General features: G+C 65.4%; 16 protein-coding genes. 4 read left to right on the top strand and 12 right to left on the bottom strand.

Annotated features, from left to right (window positions below; translation table 11 throughout):
- Nucleotides 1-38: 38 nt before the first annotated feature.
- The 6 genes from moaA to BM193_RS15580 form a co-directional block, all read right to left on the bottom strand.
- Nucleotides 39-1025, bottom strand: coding sequence for a GTP 3',8-cyclase MoaA (moaA, locus tag BM193_RS15605; RefSeq protein ID WP_092797387.1), 987 nt, complete (start codon nucleotides 1023-1025; stop codon nucleotides 39-41).
- A 102-nt stretch (nucleotides 1026-1127) separates the two neighbouring features.
- A complete protein-coding gene (locus BM193_RS15600; protein WP_092797386.1) occupies nucleotides 1128-1874 on the bottom strand; it encodes a peptidylprolyl isomerase in 747 nt (248 codons plus the stop codon).
- Nucleotides 1875-1889: 15 nt separating this feature from the next.
- Nucleotides 1890-2576 carry a respiratory nitrate reductase subunit gamma gene (gene narI / locus BM193_RS15595; RefSeq protein WP_092797385.1) on the bottom strand — a complete coding sequence of 229 codons (687 nt, stop codon included), beginning with the start codon at nucleotides 2574-2576 and terminating at the stop codon, nucleotides 1890-1892.
- A gap of 34 nt (nucleotides 2577-2610) precedes the next feature.
- Nucleotides 2611-3285 (bottom strand): nitrate reductase molybdenum cofactor assembly chaperone, encoded by a 675-nt coding sequence (gene narJ, locus BM193_RS15590; RefSeq protein ID WP_254786241.1) that lies wholly within the window; start codon nucleotides 3283-3285, stop codon nucleotides 2611-2613.
- 9 nt (nucleotides 3286-3294) lie between these two features.
- On the bottom strand, nucleotides 3295-4845 hold the full coding sequence (gene narH, locus BM193_RS15585) for a nitrate reductase subunit beta (RefSeq protein WP_092797383.1): 1551 nt from the start codon (nucleotides 4843-4845) through the stop codon (nucleotides 3295-3297).
- Nucleotides 4842-8549, bottom strand: coding sequence for a nitrate reductase subunit alpha (locus BM193_RS15580; RefSeq protein ID WP_092797382.1), 3708 nt, complete (start codon nucleotides 8547-8549; stop codon nucleotides 4842-4844). Before BM193_RS15580 ends, narH begins: the two co-directional genes overlap by 4 nt.
- Nucleotides 8550-8790: 241 nt before the next feature.
- Between BM193_RS15580 and BM193_RS15575 the strand changes: the two genes are divergently transcribed.
- Entirely contained in the window at nucleotides 8791-9162 is a 372-nt protein-coding gene (locus BM193_RS15575) for a ribonucleotide reductase subunit alpha (protein ID WP_092797381.1), read from the top strand.
- A gap of 81 nt (nucleotides 9163-9243) precedes the next feature.
- Here BM193_RS15575 and BM193_RS15570 read toward each other — a convergent pair whose 3' ends face one another.
- The 3 genes from BM193_RS15570 to BM193_RS15560 are packed head-to-tail and all read right to left on the bottom strand — an operon-like array spanning nucleotide 9244 to nucleotide 12575.
- Nucleotides 9244-9930 (bottom strand): carbonic anhydrase, encoded by a 687-nt coding sequence (locus tag BM193_RS15570; protein ID WP_092797380.1) that lies wholly within the window; start codon nucleotides 9928-9930, stop codon nucleotides 9244-9246.
- Nucleotides 9931-9945: 15 nt separating this feature from the next.
- Complete coding sequence (locus tag BM193_RS15565; RefSeq protein ID WP_092797379.1) at nucleotides 9946-11343, bottom strand: NarK family nitrate/nitrite MFS transporter; 1398 nt, start codon at nucleotides 11341-11343, stop codon at nucleotides 9946-9948.
- 8 nt (nucleotides 11344-11351) lie between these two features.
- Nucleotides 11352-12575 carry an MFS transporter gene (locus tag BM193_RS15560; protein ID WP_092797378.1) on the bottom strand — a complete coding sequence of 408 codons (1224 nt, stop codon included), beginning with the start codon at nucleotides 12573-12575 and terminating at the stop codon, nucleotides 11352-11354.
- Nucleotides 12576-13050: 475 nt separating this feature from the next.
- On the opposite strand from BM193_RS15560, the gene BM193_RS15555 reads away from it, so the two are divergent.
- The 3 genes from BM193_RS15555 to BM193_RS15545 all read left to right on the top strand — a co-directional run bounded on the left by BM193_RS15555 (nucleotide 13051) and on the right by BM193_RS15545 (nucleotide 15146).
- Nucleotides 13051-14067 (top strand): extracellular catalytic domain type 2 short-chain-length polyhydroxyalkanoate depolymerase, encoded by a 1017-nt coding sequence (locus BM193_RS15555; protein WP_092797377.1) that lies wholly within the window; start codon nucleotides 13051-13053, stop codon nucleotides 14065-14067.
- 150 nt (nucleotides 14068-14217) lie between these two features.
- Nucleotides 14218-14682, top strand: a complete 465-nt coding sequence (locus BM193_RS15550; RefSeq protein WP_092797376.1) for a GNAT family N-acetyltransferase — start codon at nucleotides 14218-14220, stop codon at nucleotides 14680-14682.
- Nucleotides 14683-14768: 86 nt separating this feature from the next.
- Nucleotides 14769-15146, top strand: coding sequence for a SirB2 family protein (locus tag BM193_RS15545; RefSeq protein ID WP_092797375.1), 378 nt, complete (start codon nucleotides 14769-14771; stop codon nucleotides 15144-15146).
- A 4-nt stretch (nucleotides 15147-15150) separates the two neighbouring features.
- Here the strand turns inward: BM193_RS15545 and BM193_RS15540 are convergent, their stop codons facing one another.
- The 3 genes from BM193_RS15540 to BM193_RS15530 form a co-directional block, all read right to left on the bottom strand.
- Nucleotides 15151-17613 (bottom strand): TonB-dependent siderophore receptor, encoded by a 2463-nt coding sequence (locus tag BM193_RS15540; RefSeq protein WP_254786238.1) that lies wholly within the window; start codon nucleotides 17611-17613, stop codon nucleotides 15151-15153.
- 85 nt (nucleotides 17614-17698) lie between these two features.
- Nucleotides 17699-18715 (bottom strand): FecR domain-containing protein, encoded by a 1017-nt coding sequence (locus BM193_RS15535; protein ID WP_254786237.1) that lies wholly within the window; start codon nucleotides 18713-18715, stop codon nucleotides 17699-17701.
- Nucleotides 18688-19200, bottom strand: a complete 513-nt coding sequence (locus BM193_RS15530; protein WP_217638444.1) for a sigma-70 family RNA polymerase sigma factor — start codon at nucleotides 19198-19200, stop codon at nucleotides 18688-18690. Before BM193_RS15530 ends, BM193_RS15535 begins: the two co-directional genes overlap by 28 nt.
- Between the last annotated feature and the right edge of the window lie 108 nt (nucleotides 19201-19308).

Here is a 19308-nt window from a genome sequence, read left to right as displayed (position 1 = left end):
AGACCCGGCGGGTCTGACCCCAGCAGTGACACCTCCACTCAGCCGCCCGTCTGTGCCATGAACCGGATAATCTTGTCCGGCTGCGTATTGAAATCATGCTGCCGCGGCTTGAGTTCGATGGCGGCGCGGATCGCCGCTTCCAGCTCCGCATCCGTGGCCCCGCCGCGCAGCATGGGGCCAAACGCGAATTGTTCTTCCTGGCCCAGGCACAGATACAGGGTACCGTCGACGGACAGGCGCACGCGGTTGCAGGTGGCGCAGAAATGCTGCGACATGGGCGTAATAAAACCGATGCTCGCGCGTCCATCGGGGGTCGCCAGGTAGCGCGCCGGCCCGCCGCCCAGTTCCATCGCCTGCGGCACCAGGCCGAAGCGGGCCGCCAGGCGTTCGCGCACGGGACCGAGCGGCATGTAGCCGGCATTGCGGCCCGTGCTGCCCATCGGCATGGCTTCGATCAGGCGCAGGATGAACTGCTGCTCGATACAGAAGGCCGCCATGGCTTCGATCTGGCCGTCATTGATGCCGCGCATGGCCACCATATTGATCTTGATCGGGTCGAAACCGGCCGCCTTGCCCGCCATCAGCCCATCGAGTATGGGCCGCAGGCTGTCGCGCCCCGTGATCTGCTGCATGCAGGCGCGGTCCAGCGAATCGAGGCTCACGTTGATGCGGTCCACGCCGGCCGCGCGCAGGGCCACGGCATGCTTGCCCAGCTGGGTGGCGTTGGTCGACAGCGACAGGTCGTCCAGACCGGGCAGCGCGGACAGCTTTTGCGCCAGCTCGGGCAGATTGCGCCGCAACAGGGGCTCGCCGCCCGTCAGGCGCACGCGGCGCGTGCCGAGGCGCACGAAAATGCCCAGCAAGCGCTCGATCTCGCCGAACGTCAGCCAGTCCTTCGGCTCCTCGAAACCGCGAAAGCCCTTGGGCATGCAATACGCGCAGCGCAAGTCACAGCGGTCGGTGACGGACAGCCGCACATAATCGATCGAACGGCCAAAACGGTCCTGCAACTTGACGCTACCCATGACGCGACTCCTGTTTCTGCTTCCATTGTACGGGCCGGGGCACGATCTGGCTGTGCCCCAGAAGGCCTAGCGGCCTACGCCTTTTGAGCTACGTATTTCTACTTACTGAACCAGCGGGCTGGTTGTGCCTTCCAGTTCGATGCCGGCGATGTCGGCCCGCCCCGCCAGCAAATGCAGATACTGGTGCACGGCGCGCTGCCACGCCGCGCGCGACAGGCGGTCGGCGATCTGCGCCTGCACGGCTGCGTACGGGATGGCCTGGCCTTCGACCCGGCGCCGCACCTGCACGATGTGGTAGCCGAAGCGCGTTTCCAGCAGGTGGCCGGCCAGCGCGCCCGCTTCCAGGCGGAACACGAGCGCGTCGAACTCCGGCACGCTCTGGCCCGGCGACAGCTGACCCAGACTACCGCCCAGCGCGCCCGAGGGGCAGTTCGAATACTGCGCCGCCAGTTCGCCGAAGCGCTCGGGCGCCAGCTTCAGGGCGTCGAGCACGGCTTGCGCCGTCGTGCGCAGCAGCTCCAGGGGCGCTTCCGGCGTCACCTGGAACAGGATGTGGCGCGCCTCGACCAGCGCGCCGCTGCGAAACAGCTGCGGGCGCTGCGCATAAAAGGTGCGGCAGGCCGCATCGTCGGCGGGCGGCACGCGCACTTCCTGCGCGAACAGCGCCTCGATGCGGTCGTCCTCGCCGGCGCCCGGCACGCCCAGGCGCTGCGCCTCGTCCAGCAGCAGCCGGCGCAGCACCAGTTCATGCACGGCCTGTTTCAGCGGATTGCCGGCACCGTCGTGATGCGGCAGTTCCTGCGCGATGTCGGCATCGTCGATATCGATGCCATTGACGGAGATTCCCATGATGTGACTCCTTTTTTAGCGGCGGCGCACGAGCTGCCAGGTGCGGCCCAGATAGCCGATGGCGCCAAAGCCGCTCCACACGTGCACCAGGCGGGTGAACGGGAAGATGACGAACAGCGACATGCCCATGAACAGGTGCAGCTTGAACACCAGCGGCGCGTCGACGATGAAGCTGGCCGCATCGGCGCGGAAAGTGACGATGTGCTGCGCCCAGGTCATCAGCAAGACCATCATGTGGCCATCCATGTGCGAGGCCGAGACGAAGATCGAGGACAGGCCCAGCAGCAGGGTCAGCAAGATCCACAGCATCACCAGCTTGTCGCCGGCCGTGGTGACGGCGCGCAGCCGGGCATTGCCGAAGCGGCGCGCCAGCAGGATCAGCAGGCCGGCCAGGCACAGGCCGCCCATCACGCCGCCGGCCGCCATGGCCACGCCCTGCTTCAGGCTGTGCGACACGCCCAAGGTATCCCACACCCAGACGGGGGTGAGCAAGCCGGCCGCATGGCCGAACAGCAGGCCGATGATGCCGATGTGGAACAGGATATTGCCCAGGCGCAGGCTGCCACGGTGCAGCAGCTGGCTGGAATCGGACTTCCACGTGTACTGTTCGCGGTCGAAGCGGATCAAACTCCCCAGGAAAAAGATGGCCAGGGCGATGTACGGGTAAATCCCGAAGATGAATTGATGCAGGTAATTACTCATGATGTACTCTCCTCATGCGGGCGCGGTGGGCCATTCAGGCGGCGCGCCGCGGCTGCGGGTGAAAATGCACGGGATGGACGCCGCCCGCGACCTGGCCCTGGCCTTGGCCCGGGCGCAGCAGCGGCTCGACGCCGTCCGCGCCGGGACCGAAGGTTTCCAGCGCTTCGTCCATGTCGCGCACGGGCGGCTCGGCCAGGGTTTCGGCCGCCACGGGACTCAGGCGCTCCAGTACCGCGAAGACGGGCGCATACGGGCTGCCGTTGGCCGCCAGCTTGCGGCCGATGTGCGCCAGCACGTGGACGGCGTCGCCCAGCAGCGGCGCGGAAGCCGCCTCGTCGAGCTGCGCCAGGAACTCCAGGAACAGGGGCACGAAGTCAGGCAAGTCGTCGCCCACCATCTGCAGGCCGTGGCGCTTGTATTCCTCCATCAGGTCGACCATGGCCTGGCCCCGGTCGCGCGATTCGCCGTGGATATGCTCGAACAGATGCAGCGAGTGCGAGGGGTTGCGATCAAAAGTAGCCACGTACTGCTGCTGCAGGTCGATCAGGGCGCTCGTTTGCAAGTGGGCCAGCAGGGGTTGCAGCAGCGCGTGTTGCTCCGGCACGGCCACCAGCGCCGCATCCAGCTGCGGCAGGTACGCGATCAGCTCCGGCTCCGGATACAGCAGCAGGCGCGAGAGGATCTGGTAGTGATGCATAGCGTGTTCCATATGAGTTCCTTAAGCGCCAGGCGCCGTTTTGCGCGACTTCGGCATCTGCATGAAGATGGCCGAACCGTGTTTTTTCTTGCCGAACAAGGTCGGCTCGCTGACCCCGTCCGAGCAGCCATTGCCGAAGCTGAAGCCGCACGAACCCTTCTCGTTGAAGCTGTCCTCGGCCATTTCCTTGTGGCTGCTGGGGATGACGAAGCGGTCTTCGTAATTGGCGATGGCCATGATGTGGTACATGTCCTCCACCTGCGCCTGGGTGAGGCCCACCTGTTTCAGCACCGTGAGGTTTTCCACCTTCTCCACGGTCTTGCTGCGCATGTAGGCGCGCATGGCCAGCATGCGGTCCAGCGCCGAGACGATGGGCGGCTGGTCGCCGGCCGTCAGCAGATTGGCCAGGTACTGCACGGGAATGCGCAGGCTTTGCGTGTCGGGCAGCATGCCGTTCACGCCCAGCTTGCCCGATTCGGCGGCCGCCTGGATCGGCGACAGCGGCGGCACGTACCACACCATCGGCAAGGTGCGGTACTCGGGATGCAGGGGGAACGCCACTTTCCACTCGACGGCCATCTTGTAGACGGGGGATTTCACGGCCGCCTCCAGCCACAGGTCCGGGATGCCCTGGCGGCGCGCCTCGGCGATGATGGCCGGATCGTGCGGGTCGAGGAACAGGCCCAGTTGCGCCTGGTATAAATCCTGCTCTTGCGGCACGGAGGCGGCAGCCTCGATCTTGTCGGCGTCGTACAGCAGCACGCCCAGGTAGCGGATGCGGCCCACGCACGTTTCCGAGCACACGGTGGGCTGGCCCGCCTCGATGCGGGGGAAGCAGAAGGTGCACTTCTCCGCCTTGCCGGACGACCAGTTGTAGTAGATCTTCTTGTACGGGCAACCGGAGATGCACATGCGCCAGCCGCGGCACTTGTCCTGGTCGATCAGCACGATGCCGTCGTCTTCGCGCTTGTACACGGAGCCGGACGGGCACGAGGCCACGCACGTGGGATTGAGGCAATGCTCGCACAGGCGCGGCAGATACATCATGAAGGTGTTTTCAAAGGTGCCGTACATCTCCTTCTGCATGTTGTCGAACAGTTTATCCTTGCTGCGCTGGGCGAATTCGCCGCCCAGGTCATCTTCCCAGTTCGGGCCCCACTCGATCTTTTCCATCTTTTTCCCCGTCAGCACGGAGATGGGACGGGCCGTCGGCGGCGTCTGCGACAGCGGCGCGCTTTGCAGGTGCTCGTAGTCGTAGGTGAACGGCTCGTAGTACTCGTCGATGGCGGGCAGGTTCGGATTGGCGAAGATATTGGCCAGGATCTTCAAGCGGCTGCCCTGGCGCGGCTCGATCTTGCCCGCCTCCGTGCGGCGCCAGCCGCCATTCCACTTGTCCTGGTTTTCCCACTGCTTCGGGTAGCCGATGCCCGGTTTCGTCTCCACGTTGTTGAACCATGCGTATTCGACGCCATCGCGGCTGGTCCACACGTTCTTGCAGGTGACGGAACAGGTGTGGCAGCCGATGCACTTGTCCAGGTTCAGCACCATGCCGATTTGCGCTCTGATTTTCATACCATGCTCCCGTCTTCTGTTTCCAATGGCCCTTCGAGCCAGTCAACCTTGTTCATCTTGCGCACCAATACGAATTCATCGCGGTTGGAGCCCACCGTGCCGTAGTAATTGAAGCCGTAGGCCAGCTGGGCGTAGCCGCCGATCATGTGCGTGGGCTTGGGCACGGCGCGCGTTACCGAGTTATGGATGCCGCCCCGCTTGCCCGTCATCTCCGCGCCAGGCACGTTGATGATCTTTTCCTGGGCGTGGTACATCATCGTCATGCCGGCCGGGATGCGCTGGCTGACGATGGCGCGCGCCGTCAGGGTGCCGTTCACGTTGAAGACCTCGATCCAGTCGTTGTCGACGATGCCGGCCGCCTGCGCGTCGGTCTCCGACAGCCACACGTGCGGTCCGCCGCGCGACAGGGTCAGCATGCGCAGGTTGTCCGAATACGTGGAGTGGATGCCCCACTTCTGGTGCGGCGTCAAAAAGTTCAGCGCCAGTTCCTTGTTGCCGTTCGGGCGGGTGCCCAGCAGCGCCTGCGTCGTCTTGGTGTTGATGGCCGGCTTGTACACGCACAGCCCTTCGCCGAAGTCGCGCATCCACAGGTGATCCTGGTAGAACTGCTGGCGGCCCGTCAGGGTGCGCCACGGGATCAGTTCATGCACATTGGTATAGCCGGCCGTGTAGCTGACTTCCTCGCTTTCCAGGCCCGACCAGGTGGGCGAGGAAATGATCTTGCGCGGCTGCGCCTGCACGTCGCGGAAGCGGATGCTGTCATGCTCGCGCGGCAGCGCCAGGTGCGTATGCTCGCGGCCCGTGATGGCGGACAGCGCGGCCCAGGCTTTCACGGCCACGTGGCCATTCGTCTCGGGCGCCAGCGACAGAATCATCTCGGCCGCATCGATGGCCGTATCGAGGCGCGGCTGGCCTTGCGACACGCCTTCGTCTTGCACCGTGCGGTTGATGCCGCGCAGTACCTCGACTTCATGCCCCGTTTTCCAGGAAATGCCCTTGCCGCCATTGCCGATGGATTCCAGCAGCGGGCCGACCGAGGTGAATTTCTTGTAGACGTCGCGGTAATTGCGCTCGACCACCGTCATGTTCGGCATGGTCTTGCCGGGAATCGCCTCGCATTCACCGGCGCGCCAATCCTTGGGATCGAAAGGCTGGCCCAACTCACCCGGGGTGTCGTGCATCAGCGGCGTGAGGATGATGTCTTGCTGGGTGCCCAGCAGTTCGCCGCCGATTTCCGAGAATTTCTCGGCCAGCCCCTTGTAGATTTCCCAGTCCGACTTCGATTGCCACAGCGGCTGCACGGCTTCCGACAGCGGGTGGATGAACGGGTGCATGTCCGAGGTGTTCAAGTCGTCCTTTTCGTACCAGGTGGCCGTCGGCAGCACCACGTCGCCGTACAGGCAGGTGGTCGACATGCGGAAGTCCAGCACCACCAGCAGATCGAGCTTGCCTTCGGCGGCCGGGCGCACCTTCACCTGTTTCGGCGTGAGGCAGTCGTCTTCGTCGCTGAGCAAGCCGTTCTGCGTGCCCAGCAGGTATTTCAGGAAGTATTCGTGGCCCTTGCCCGAGCTGCCCAGGATGTTCGAACGCCAGACAAACATATTGCGCGGGAAGTTGGCCGGGTTGTCCGGGTCGTCGCACGAGAACTGCAGCTGGCCCGCCTTGATCTGGTCGAGCGCATACGCGGCCGGCGCCTGCCCTGCCGCCTTGGCGGCTTTCGCCACCTCCAGCGGATTGGTCTGCAGCTGCGGCGCCGAAGGCAGCCAGCCCATGCGCTCGGCCTTGGCGTTGTAGTCGAGCAGGGTCAGGTCGCCCGTGCCGCCGGCCGCCGATGGCGAGGCGATGTCGCCCGTTTCCAGCTTTTCGTGGCGCCACTGGCTCGTGTGGGCATAGAAGAACGAGGTGCCGTTCATCTGGCGCATCGGGCGCACCCAGTCCTGGGCGAAGGCCAAGGGCGTCCAGCCCGTTTGCGGACGCAGCTTTTCCTGGCCCACGTAATGAGCCCAGCCGCCGCCCGACTGGCCGATGCAGCCGCACATCATCAGCATGTTGATGATGCCCCGGTACGTCATGTCCATGTGGTACCAGTGATTCAGGCCGGCGCCCACGATGACCATGCTCTTGCCGCGCGTCTGGTCCGCGTTTTGCGCGAACTGGCGCGCCACGGTGATGACGTCGGCGCGTTTCACGCCCGTGTGCTTCTCTTGCCATGCGGGGGTGTACGGCACGTCGTCGTCATAGCTCTCGGCCACGTTCCCGCCGCCCAGGCCACGGTCGATGCCGTAGTTGGCCAGGGTCAGGTCGAACACGGTGGTGACGATACCCGTCGTGCCGTCGGCCAGGCGGATGGTTTTCACGGGCACTTTGCGCAGCAGCATGTCGGCCGCGTCCTTTCCGCCGAAGTAGGCGAAACCCACTTCCGTGACGGCGTCGCTGTCGTTGATCATGGAGAGCATCGGCACGATGGGCGCACCGCTGCCGCCCGCCTTCTGTTCCAGGTTCCATTTGCCCGATTCGCCCCAGCGAAAGCCGATGGAGCCGGCCGGCGCGCAAATCGTCCCCGTGGTTTCGTCGATGACGAGGGTTTTCCATTCCGGGTTGTTGGTTTCGTCGAGGTTGTTGTCCAGGTGCGAGGCGCGCAGGAAGTAGTCGGGCACCAAGGTGCCGTTATGCTCCTTGAGCAGCACCAGCATGGGGAAGTCCGTGTACTGGCGCGCATAGTCGCGGAAGTAGGCGCTCTGCCCTTCCGAGTGGAATTCCTTGAGGATGACGTGGCCCATGGCCAGCGCCAGCGCCGCATCCGTGCCCTGCTTGGGCGCCAGCCAGATGTCGCCGAACTTCACCATTTCGCCATAGTCGGGCGAAATGGCCACGGTTTTCGTGCCCTTGTAGCGCACTTCCGTGTAGAAGTGGGCGTCCGGCGTGCGCGTCATCGGCACGTTCGAGCCCCACACCATCAGATAGGTCGAGTTGTACCAGTCGGCCGATTCCGGCACGTCCGTCTGCTCGCCCCACACTTGCGGGCTGGCCGGCGGCAAGTCGCAGTACCAGTCGTAAAAGCTCAGGGCCACGCCGCCGATCAGCGACAGGTAGCGCGTGCCGGAGGCATAGCTGACCATGGACATGGCGGGAATCGGCGAAAAGCCCACGATGCGGTCCGGGCCGTATTTCTTGATCGTCAGCGCGTTGGCGGCGGCGATGATCTCATTCGTTTCATCCCAGCTGGCGCGCACGAAGCCGCCCAGGCCGCGGATCGATTTATATTGTTTCGAGCGTTCCTCGTCCTGGCTGATCCAGTCCCAGGCCGTGACGGGGTCCATGCTCTTGCGCGCCTCGCGCCACATTTCCATCAGGCGGCCGCGCACCATCGGATACTTCACGCGCTGGGCCGAATACACGTACCAGGAATAGCTGGCGCCGCGCGGGCAGCCGCGCGGCTCGTGGTTGGGCAGGTCGGGCCGCGTGCGCGGGTAGTCGGTTTGCTGGGTTTCCCAGGTGATCAGGCCATTCTTGACATACACCTTCCAGCTGCACGAGCCGGTGCAGTTCACGCCATGCGTGGAACGCACGATCTTGTCGTGCTGCCAGCGCTGGCGGTAGGCGTTTTCCCACGTGCGGTCTTCATCGACGACGCTGCCATGGCCGTTCGAGAACGGTTCGGCGCTCTTGCTAAAAAATTTCAGACGGTCCAGAAAGTGACTCATGCTACCTCCACAATGCGCCGCAGGCAGCGGCGCCAGGTCATAAAAACGCTGCAAGCCGGATGGCCCTCGCGTCGATGCAAGCAGTCTAGCGACGCGCCCCGCGCCACGGTATTGGCAAGAAGTCGGTTTCGCGCACCAGGAATGCATAGATGGCTAGTCACACGGCTAGTCACTTGTACCTATGGGCGCGGCGCGCGCGCTGCGGTATACCTGTGGCGATCGATTAACCAGGAGAAAAACCATGCCCATCACCGATTACGCCAGCCTGCTGCGCAGCGCCCGCAGCCAGCAGCAGCCGCAGCGCCTGCTGTTCACCTTTACCCAGGCGCAGGCCCAGCCTGGCGGCCAGGGCAAGTCGCTCACGCCCGTGATGTGCGCCGACAAGCTGCCCGAGGAACTGGACAGCTTCGAGGCATTGAAGGAGGAGTCGACACGGATGCAGACGCACTGGGACGTGGTCTTCGTGGCGGGATTGGGCGGCAAGGATGGCCAGGCGCCCGCCGCGCAGGAGTGCGAAGCGCCCCTGCGCGCCATGGTGGTGGCCATCGAGCAAGGCCGCGTCGATACATTGCTGGCGTTTGACCGCAGCGGGGATTTGCTGCGGTTTAGCTAGCCAGTTGCTGCCATTTTCACCCCGGGAGCAACCCCTGGGGTCGGAGCCTGAGGGTCCGACCCCGGCATTTCATTCCCGGGTTCACACGTCCGGCCACGGCCGCTCATGCAGATGGCGCGCCCGCTCGATCGGGCAGACCAGCGGCAAAAACTGCTGCTGGCGCGCCGAATAGGCCATCAGCGCGCCGCTGTCGATGTCGAAATACCAGCCATGCAGTTTCAATACCCCCTGCTCCACCCGGCGTTTCAGCCACGGGTAGGTGAGCAGGTTGTCCAGCGACTGCAATATGCTGGCCAGCTCGCACGCATGGTGCTGTTCCTCCGACGAGCGGTGCGCCAGGTCGCGCCGCACGCGCTGCGCCACCGGTTCGGCGATGCGCATCCACTGGCCCACGAAGTCCGTTTCCTGGCCTTGCGCACGCGGCTGCGGCTGCAGTAGCGCGCGGATGCCGCCGCAGCGCGCATGCCCGAGCACGATGACCCTGGCCACCTCCAGCTTGCAGACGGCGAACTCGATGGCCGAACTGACGCCGGGCGGCGCCTCCGGCGTGCACGGCGGCACCAGGTTGGCGATATTGCGCACCACGAACATGTCACCCGGATCGCTGCCCGTCAACAGCATCGGGTCGACGCGCGAATCGCAGCAGCCGATCAGCAGGGTCGACGGATGCTGGCCATCGCGCAGGCTGTCGTACAGGGTCTGCGGCTCGCTGAAATACTGCTGCTGAAACAGGCTGAAGCCGTTGACGAATTTTTCCAGTTCTTCCATGACGCCCCCGGCTATCTAGCAAGGCATCGGCGCATTCTTGCGCGCATAGCACCACCAGGTGATCGCAATGCAGCTGACATAAAAGCCGATGAAGCACCACAGGGCCGCGTCGGGGCTGCCCGTCAGGGCGATCGAAGTGCCGTAGCTTTTCGGGATGAAGAAGGCGCCGTAGGCCGCCACGGCCGACGTGAAGCCCAGCACGGCCGCGCCTTCCTTGTTGGCGTCGATGATCGCCTGCTCCTGCGCCGCCTTGCCCTTGCCGGCCGCCGCGCGCTGGTGCTCCGTCAGGAAGATCACGGGGATCATGCGGAAGGTCGACGCATTGCCGATGCCCGTGCCGGCGAACAGCAGCATGAACATCCAGAAGAAGCCGTTGAAGCTGCCCGCAGTGTGCACACCTTCGCCGGCCTGCGGCATGAAGTACAGCACGCCCAGCACGGCGCCTATCATCAGCAGGAACGACCACAGGGTGACGCGGGCACCGCCCAGTTTATCGGAAATCACGCCGCCGGCCACCCGCGCCAGGGCGCCGACCAACGGTCCCAGGAACGCGTAATCGAGCGGGTTCACGTCGGGGAACTGGATCTTGATCAGCAGCGGGAACGCGGCCGAATAACCGATGAAGGAGCCGAAGGTGCCCGTGTACAGCCAGCACATGAGCCAGTTGTGCTTGCGCTTGAAGATCACGGCCTGTTCGGAAAACGAGGCTTTCGCGGAAGCGAGGTCATTCATGCCGAACCAGGCCAGCAAGGTACTCAAGGCGATGAACGGCACCCAGATGAAGCCCGCGTTTTGCAGCCACATCTCCTTGCTCACGCCATTCTTGACCCAGGTGAGCGAATCGCCGCCCCAGGCGCCGAAGACGGCAAAGGTGATCACCAGCGGCACGACGAACTGCACCACCGATACGCCCAGGTTGCCCAGGCCCGCATTCATGCCCAACGCGAAGCCCTTGCTCGCCTTCGGATAGAAAAAGCTGATGTTGGCCATCGACGAGGCGAAATTGCCGCCGCCGAAGCCGCACAGCAGCGCCAGGATCAGCATGGTCGGGTAGCCCGTGTTCACGTCCTGCACGGCCAGGCCGATGCCGATGGCGGGAATCAGCAGCGAGCCCGTGGAAATGGCCGTCCAGCGCCGGCCGCCGAAGATCGGCACCATGAACGAGTAAAAGATGCGCAAGGTGGCGCCGGACAGGCCCGGCAAGGCCGTCAGCCAGAACAGCTGGTTGTTACTGTAGGTAAAACCGATGTTGGGCAGGTTGACCACCACCACGCTCCACACCATCCACACGGCGAACGCCAGCAGCAGCGCGGGGATCGAGATCCACAGATTGCGCGCCGCCGTGGCCTTGCCCGTGCTCTGCCAGAAACTGGGAGTCTCAGGCTCCCAGGTATTGATCATGTAGCGGCTCATTGGTTTGCTCACAGCGGTGCTCCTGCAGGTTGAGGGATAGTTGCCGCGCGCTGCGACTTGAACGAGAAATGCATCCAGACGAGGGAGACGCAGACGGTGCCGTACAACAGCATGAAGGCGCTCGAACGCACGCCCGTCAAATCGACCAGGGCGCCGAACATCACGGGCAGGATGAAGCCGCCCAGGCCGCCGGCCAGGCCGACGACGCCCGAGACGGCGCCGATGTTGTGGGAAAAATCATCGCCGATGAACTTGAAGACGGACGCCTTGCCGACAGCCATGGCGATGCCGACGATGAACAGCAGCACGGTAAACCACAGCGGCGACAGGCCGATATGGAAGGCCAGCGGCCCCGTGACGGTTTCCACCACCATCTGCGTCTGCGGATACGACAGCAGGAAGAAGCACACCCAGCACACCCACATCACGGCCCACGTCACCTTCGCGGCGCCATATTTGTCCGAGATCCAGCCGCCCAGCGCGCGCAGCACGCCGCCCGGCAGCGAGAAGCAGGCGGCCAGCAGCGCCGCGTGGCTCAAATCAAAGCCGTATTCGGCCACGTAGTATTTCGTCATCCACAGGGCCAGCGCCACGTAGCCGCCGAACACCACCGAGTAGTACTGGCAATAGCGCCACACGCGCGGGTCCTTCAGCACCTTCATCTGTTCCGCAAAGCTTTCGCCCGATGGCGCCAGGTGCGATTTGTCCGTGTACGAAAACAGCCAGAAGAGGATGGCCGTGGCAAGCATGGCCGCCGCGTACACCTTGGGCAGCATCTGCCAGCCGAAGGCGGCGACGATGCCGGGGGCGACGAACTTGGTCAGCGCGGAACCGGAATTGCCGGCGCCGAAAATGCCCATGGCCAGGCCGCGGCGCTCCTTCTCGTACCAGCGCGCCACGTAGGGCGTGCCGACGGAGAACGAGCCGCCCGCCAGGCCGACGAACATGCCCAGCACAAGAAAATGCCAGTACGCGGTGGCGTAGCCGATCAGGTAGATGGGCAGCACGCTGGCCAGCATCAGCCAGAAGAAGACGCGGCGTCCGCCGTACTTGTCCGTCCAGATGCCCAGCGGCACGCGCACGAGGGAACCCGTCAGCACGGGCATGGCGGCCAGCAGGCCGAATTGCGTTTCGCTCAAGCCCAGGCTGGTCTTGATGGGGATGCCCAGCACGGCGAACATCATCCATACCGCGAAGCAGATCGTGAAAGCGAAGGTACTGCTGACCAGCACGGACGCCTGCTTGCGCCGCCGGCCCGGTTCAACCGCCTGGTGATTATTGTTACTGTTCTTGTTGGTGCCATCTAGGGTAGCCACGATGTTTCTCCATGAATGCACTGGCCGTCTGGCCAGCCGTCCCGACCAGCTTACGTGGCAGCGGCGCAAGGCACTATCGGCCACAGGGTGATTCCGGGAAGGCAATCTGGATAGCCGCATCGGCAAAAGTGACTAGACGGGCGGGCACCGCACTAGGCTGAATGGACGGCCGCGCCGGCCGGCGCGCCATCGCCAGGCTGGTGCGGACCGGCGCCGAACCCGGCCTGGAAAAGCCGGCCCGCGGACACGCAATTAGCGCCATCACCTGATCTGCATCAGGAACATGAAATTGCGTGGCAGAACCGCCTTGCCGCGTCACCGCTCTATCGTATTCGCCTCCCGCCGCCAGCATTCCCCCGTTGCGGCAAGGGCGCCACCAAGAGGAGCTAGCATGAAAATATTCTTTTGCACTATCCTGTTGCTACTTTTACAGGCCTTCCCCACATCGCCACGCGCCAGCGGCAGGCTGCCCGCGCTGGCCGCCAGCCAGTCGCAGACTTCCGTTTCCGGCCTGTCCGCAGGCGCATTCATGGCCGTGCAATACCAGGTCGCCTATTCGGGATCGGTGATCGGCGCCGGCATCGTCGCCGGGGGGCCGTATTACTGTGCCACCGGCCTGGCCACGAGTGCCGCCCTGTGCATGGGCTGGATGAGGCCTTTTGAACCGGTGCCGCAGCCCATGCTGCTCGCGACCGAATATTTCGCCAGCATGGGCTTGATCGACCCGCTCGACAACTTGCGGCACGAGCGGATCTATATCTTCAGCGGCCAGAATGACACAGTCGTGGTACCGCCCCTGGTGGACGCCACGGCCGGTTTTTTCAGGGCTGCCGGCGTGCCCGCCGAGAATATCGTGTATATCAAGAATATTCCTGCCGGACATGCCATGATCTCGCCTGCTTATGGCGGCGACTGCCCCGCGAATGGGGGCCAGTTCATCAACCACTGCGACGTCGACGGCACGGCATATGACCAGCCTGGCGCCATACTCGAACACATCTATGGCAGCCTCAATCCACCGGCGCGCAAGCGCACGGGCAAGGCGCGCAGCTTCAACCAGCGCGAATTTTCCGCAGGCTGGACCAGCCTGGATGCCGATGCCCATGTCTACATTCCCGCCATCTGCCTGCGCGAGCCGGGCTGCCGTATCCATGTGGCCTTTCATGGCTGCGAGCAGACCCAGGCCGATGTCGCCGATGCCTTTTATGAAAAAACCGGCTATAACGATTGGGCCGACAGCAATAAAATCATCATCCTGTACCCGCAACTGCGGCGTGTCGGCATCCTCAATCCCCTCGGGTGCTGGGACTGGACCGGCTACACGGGGCAAAACTACGCGTGGCGCTCGGGAGCGCAGATGTCCGCCGTGCATGCAATGCTGACGCGGCTGATGTCCGCCCCGGACTGACGCCAACCGGCCGGCGCCGGATGCGATGTGCCGGCGGGTTGGCCAGTGTGGAGAAAAAGACGCAAGATGAGGGCTGCGGCCAGCGTGGCCGCGCCTGCCCGCCGGCCGATATCGGCAAGGCAACCACCGACTGGAAAGGAGCATGCACCGATGTATGACACAGCAAACAGCGCCGCACGGGGCGACGGGAGCGCCACGCTGGTCCGCGCTGCCAGGCCCGAGGAGATCGACGCCATGCTCGCCTGCGATGCCTATGCGCAGGCGCACCCGCAGCGTGGCGATGCCGTGCGCGCCGCTGTCGGCAAGGGGCAATGCCTGCTCGCCGTGCGCGCCGGGCGGATCGCCGGCTATGTGCTGCTGCAACATGACTTCTTCGGCCACGATTTTGTCTCGCTGGTGGTGGTCTCGCCCGCCCACCAGCGCCTGGGCGTAGGACGGCGGCTGTTGGCCGCCGCCATGGCGGCATGCCGCACGGCCAAGCTCTTTACGTCGACGAACCAGTCCAACCTGGCTGCGCAGCGGCTGTTCGCCAGCGCCGGCTTCGTGCGCAGCGGCCGGATCGACCATCTCGACGAGGGCGACCCGGAACTCGTGTACGTCAAATTGCCGCGCTGAACGGGCGTCCTCCCGAAGGCGTATGGCGCGCTCGGCCAAAGGCGGCTATGCTGGCGCCACCGTCAATCAACGCCCTCCCTTCACGCATGGATTACCTGAGCCTCAAGCATTTCCACATGGGCTGCGCCGCCGCCAGCGGCGCGCTGTTCCTCCTGCGCGGCGCCTGGATGCTGCGCGCCTCGCCCGTCTTGCAGCAGCGCTGGGTAAAAGTGCTGCCGCACCTGGTCGACACGGCCCTGCTGGCCAGTGCCATCGCCCTGGCCGTGTGGAGCGGCCAGTCGCCGGGCAGCCAGCCCTGGCTGGCCGCCAAGCTGTGCGCGCTGCTGGCGTATATCGTGCTGGGCACCATCGCCCTGAAGCGGGGCAAGACGCCGGCCACGCGCGGCGCCGCCTTCGCGGGTGCCGTGCTGGTGTTTGCCTACATCGTGGCCGTGGCCGTCACCAAACAGGCCTGGCCCCTCTGATACATCAGAAGAGATAGCGCAGGGTCACGCTGGCATTGCGCGGCGCGCCCCAGTAGCCCTGGTTGTACATGCCGACCTGGCTGTAGTAGTGTTTGTCGAACAGGTTGTTGACGTTCGCCTGCACGGACAACTGGCGCGACAGCGCATATTTCGCCATCAGGCTGGCCACGGCGTAGCCGCCCTGCTCCACGCGCTCGACGCCGTTCGGGCCCGTGGCGTCGCGGTAGGCGCCGCTCTGCCAGTTCACGCCGCCGCCCACCGACAAGGCACGCCACGCGCCAGGCAGCTGGTAAGTGGAAAACACGCGCGCCAGCGTCTGCGGCACGTAGCTGTTCAGGCGCGCGCCGGTATGGTCCTTGGCCGCCGCATGCGACAGGCTGGCCGAGACGTTCCAGCCCTTCGCCAGCTCGCCCGACAGGTCGAGTTCCACGCCCTTGCTGGTGGTGCCGTCCGCCGCGTAATATGCCTGCGTCAGCGAATTGCCGACAAAGTGGCCCGTGTCTTCCTGCGCCAGGCCATCTTGCGCGATGCGGAACACGGCCAGCGCCGCGTTCAGGCGGCCGCCGAAATACTCGCCCTTCACGCCCGCCTCCAGATTCTTGCCCTGCACGGGATCGAGGTAGCGGCCGAAGCGGTCCTGGTTGCCCTGCGGCTTGAAGATCTTGCTATAGCTGGTGTACAGCGCATGCTGCGCGTCGATATCCCACACCAGGCCCGCATACGGCGTGACGGCATGCTTGGCATAGGCGTAGCTGCCGCCCCAGTCGTCGACGTGGTCCGCCTTGTAGCGGCTGTAGCGCGCGCCGACGATCAGTTTCAAGGGATCGGCCAGCGAAAAGCGCGCCGTGCCATAGATGCCGCGCTGCTGCACCGTGTCGAGCAGCTTCCAGCGGTAGAAGTCAGGGTCGTTCCAGTCCGGCTCCGGCGCCACGCCCTGCCACTGGTAGAAGTTGCCGTAATCGACGCTGCCGCCCGAGATGCCCGGATTGCTGGCGAACTGGTTGCTGCCCGAGACGCCGAACGCCAGGTCGTGCGTGCGGCCCAGCAGCTGCACGGGGCCCTGCACATAGGCGTCGACGCTGTCTTGGCGCCGCGTGCCCGAATAAAACCCGGGGCTGCCCGTCACGCCCTGCCCCGTGGCCTTGTCCGGCCAGGTGTAGGCGAAGGTTTCGGCGGCCGAGTAATTGCCCCAGCCGTGATTCAGCATGGCCGTCAGGTTCCAGCTGCCGCCCAGCTGCTGCTCCAGGCGCAGGAACGCCGTCTGGCTGCTGCTGAACCAGCGGCTCCACGTGGCGGCCGTGGTGGTGGAGCGGGAAAACGTGGCGCGCTCGCCATCCGCATACCACAGCGGCAAGCCGCCATACATGCCGCCGCGCGGGCGGTTGTCCTGGTATTCATAACCGGCGATCAGCACGCTGCCGGGCGCCAGGTCCGCCTCCACGGTGGCGTAGGCCATGGCTTTCTTGCCGTGGTACAGGCGCACATACGATTCGCTGTCCTGGTAGCTGGCCACGACGCGGCCGCGCACCTTGCCATCCGCCGTCAATGGCGTGGACAGGTCGGCACTGGCGCGGGCATTGTTCCAGGAGCCCAGGCTCAGGGCGGCGGCGCCGGCCAGCTGCGCCGACGACGCGCGCTTGCGCACCAGGTTGATGGTGGCCGACGGTTCGCCGGCGCCCGTCAGCAGGCCGGTGGCGCCGCGCACGATCTCGACCCGGTCGTAGGCCGTCATGTCCAGCGTGCTGTCGCCCACGTTGTAGGCATTGTCGACCGTGGTGGGAATGCCGTCGTACTGGTAGCTGGCGATGGAAAAACCGCGCGCGAAGAACGAGGTGCGGTCGCTGTCGTAGCGGTTGATGGCCACGCCGGCCGCGTTTTGCAGCACCTCTTCCACCGTTTGCAGATTCTGGTCGTCCATCTGCTGGCGCGTGACGACGCTGACGGCTTGCGGCGTTTCGCGCACGGACAGGCCCAGGCGCGTGGCCGAGCGCATGGCCTGCGTCGTGTACGACCCGCTGCCTTCCGTCGTGCCTTTGGCATCGGCGGCCGCCGTCACGGTCATCTCGGGCATGGTTTGCCCCATGCTGGCGGGCGCCGTTTCCAGCACATAGCCGCCATTCGCCTGAGGCACGGCGCGCAAGCCCGAGCCGGCAACGATGGCGTCCAGCGCCTCTGGCACGCTGTAGCTGCCCGCCAGGCCGGCGCTGCGCTTGCCAGCCACGCTGGCGGCCTGGTAGGAAATCATGGTGCCCGTCTCCTGGCCGAAGCGCACCAGCACCTGTTCCAGCGTGCCGGCCGGTATCGCCATGGCGACACGGCTGGCATTGGCGGCCATGGCGGCGGGCGCCATGGCCGTGGCGCCGCCGGCGGCCAGCAGCCACAGGGCCTGGCTGACGGCGATGGCGGCCACGCTGCGCTGGCAGCGCAAGGAAACGGCAGGCAAGAGAGAAGGTGTTTTACCAAGCATGGGACGATTTTCCTGAAAAGTGAATGAAGGGTTCACTGGGCTTGTCACGCGAAAACCGCAAACCCCTCACTTTTTCTGAAAATAGTTATGCTGCAGTCCATGTGCGCCCGCCGCCTGGCCGGTGCGGCGTCAGCGTGACCCAGAAACGCGTGGTCTGGCGCACGTCGACGGGCAAGGTACGCGCCAGCATGTCGAGCACCTGCGTCGTATCGGCCAGCGGGTAGATGCCGGACACGCGCAGGTGCGCGATGGCCGGGTCGCAGGCCAGGCGCCCATGGCGGTAGCGCGCCAGTTCCTGCACGAAGTCCGCCAGCGGCATGTCGTGCGCCACCAGCATGCCGGCCGTCCACGCATCCGCGCCGGCCGGCAAGGCTTGCACGGCGCCGGTCTGCGCCGCCGTGAAGCTGGTGTGCCGGCCCGCCTGCAGCCTGCGCGCCGCATCGGGCGACTGCCCCGGGAAAATATCCACGGCGCCTTCGAACACGCCAAGCTGCGTGCGGTCTTCTTCCACGCGCACGGCAAAGCGCGTGCCCACCGGTTGCAAGCGGCCTTGCGCCGTTTGCACGATAAACGGCCGGCGGGCCGCATCGCGCGCGGTCGTGACCATGATCTCGCCCTTGAGCAGCGTCACCAGGCGCTGGCCCGCGTCATAGCGCACGTCGATGCTGGAGGCCGTGTTGAGCGCGATGCGCGTGCCGTCTTCCAGCACGACGTGACGTAATTCTCCCGTGCCCGTGCGGTAGTCGGCCAGCCAGAAGCGCGCCTGCTCATCGCCGCCGGCCAGCCAGGCGCCGCCGCCCGCTGCCAGCAGCGCCACGAGTTTCAAGGACTGGCGCCGCGCCGCATTCGCCTGCGCGGGCTTGCGCGCCAGGGTGCCGTGCGCCAGCGCCGCAGGCAAGCCGCGCATGCGCGCCATGCACGCTTCGATGTGCTGCCAAGCCTGTTCGTTTTCCGCGTGGCCGGCCCGCCAGGCGCGCCAGGCCTGCTCCTCTTCCGGCGTGACGTCGCCGGCCTGCAGGCGCACCAGCCATTCGACGGCCTGCAGGCTGGCCGCTTCGGGCGTGAAGCCGCCCATCACGATGCCGGATGGGCAAAGAAACACTGGTGCATGGCCTTGACCAGGTAGCGCTGCACGGTGGCCAGCGAGACATTCAGTTCCAGCGCGATCGCCGCCTGCGGCATGCCGTCCAGCTGCGACAGCAAAAAGGCGCGGCGCACGGGCGCGGGCAAGCCATCGAGGCGGCGGTCGATGTCGAACAGCGCTTCGAGCAGGATCGCCTGCGCCTCGGGATCGGGCGCGTACTGCGCCGGCAGGCTGGCCAGGGTTTCCAGGTAGGCCGCTTCCAGGTCGCGGCGGCGGTACAGATTGCCCAGCACGCCCTTGGCCACCGTCGTCAAAAAGGCGCGCGGCTCGCGCGCGGCGATGCTTTCGTCGCGGTTGAGCAGGCGCATGAAGGTGTCGTGCGCCACGTCGGCCGCGTCAAAGGCGTTGCCCAGCCTGTGCCGCAGCCAGCCCTGCAGCCAGCGGTGATGATCGTGATACAGGCTGCCCACCTCCTGGTGAACGCCGGGTTGGGCAGCCGACACGGGATATCCTCGCCTACAAACAATAATGATTCGCATTCTAACTGGCAGGGCAAGGCTGGCGCAACCGCCGCGTTGGACGTGGCACGGCGACAACAGGACCTCGCCCTC

This window comes from Janthinobacterium sp. 344 (genome assembly GCF_900112025.1).
Taxonomy (GTDB): Bacteria; Pseudomonadota; Gammaproteobacteria; order Burkholderiales; family Burkholderiaceae_D; genus Janthinobacterium.
This window is presented reverse-complemented; position numbering and strand designations above follow the sequence as displayed.

Coding starts and splice junctions, on each gene's coding strand:
- moaA (WP_092797387.1), bottom strand. CDS start 1,025: ATGGGTAGCGTCAAGTTGCAGGACCGTTTTGGCCGTTCGATCGATTAT.
- BM193_RS15600 (WP_092797386.1), bottom strand. CDS start 1,874: ATGGGAATCTCCGTCAATGGCATCGATATCGACGATGCCGACATCGCG.
- narI (WP_092797385.1), bottom strand. CDS start 2,576: ATGAGTAATTACCTGCATCAATTCATCTTCGGGATTTACCCGTACATC.
- narJ (WP_254786241.1), bottom strand. CDS start 3,285: ATGGAACACGCTATGCATCACTACCAGATCCTCTCGCGCCTGCTGCTG.
- narH (WP_092797383.1), bottom strand. CDS start 4,845: ATGAAAATCAGAGCGCAAATCGGCATGGTGCTGAACCTGGACAAGTGC.
- BM193_RS15580 (WP_092797382.1), bottom strand. CDS start 8,549: ATGAGTCACTTTCTGGACCGTCTGAAATTTTTTAGCAAGAGCGCCGAA.
- BM193_RS15575 (WP_092797381.1), top strand. CDS start 8,791: ATGCCCATCACCGATTACGCCAGCCTGCTGCGCAGCGCCCGCAGCCAG.
- BM193_RS15570 (WP_092797380.1), bottom strand. CDS start 9,930: ATGGAAGAACTGGAAAAATTCGTCAACGGCTTCAGCCTGTTTCAGCAG.
- BM193_RS15565 (WP_092797379.1), bottom strand. CDS start 11,343: ATGAGCCGCTACATGATCAATACCTGGGAGCCTGAGACTCCCAGTTTC.
- BM193_RS15555 (WP_092797377.1), top strand. CDS start 13,051: ATGAAAATATTCTTTTGCACTATCCTGTTGCTACTTTTACAGGCCTTC.
- BM193_RS15550 (WP_092797376.1), top strand. CDS start 14,218: ATGTATGACACAGCAAACAGCGCCGCACGGGGCGACGGGAGCGCCACG.
- BM193_RS15545 (WP_092797375.1), top strand. CDS start 14,769: ATGGATTACCTGAGCCTCAAGCATTTCCACATGGGCTGCGCCGCCGCC.
- BM193_RS15540 (WP_254786238.1), bottom strand. CDS start 17,613: ATGCTTGGTAAAACACCTTCTCTCTTGCCTGCCGTTTCCTTGCGCTGC.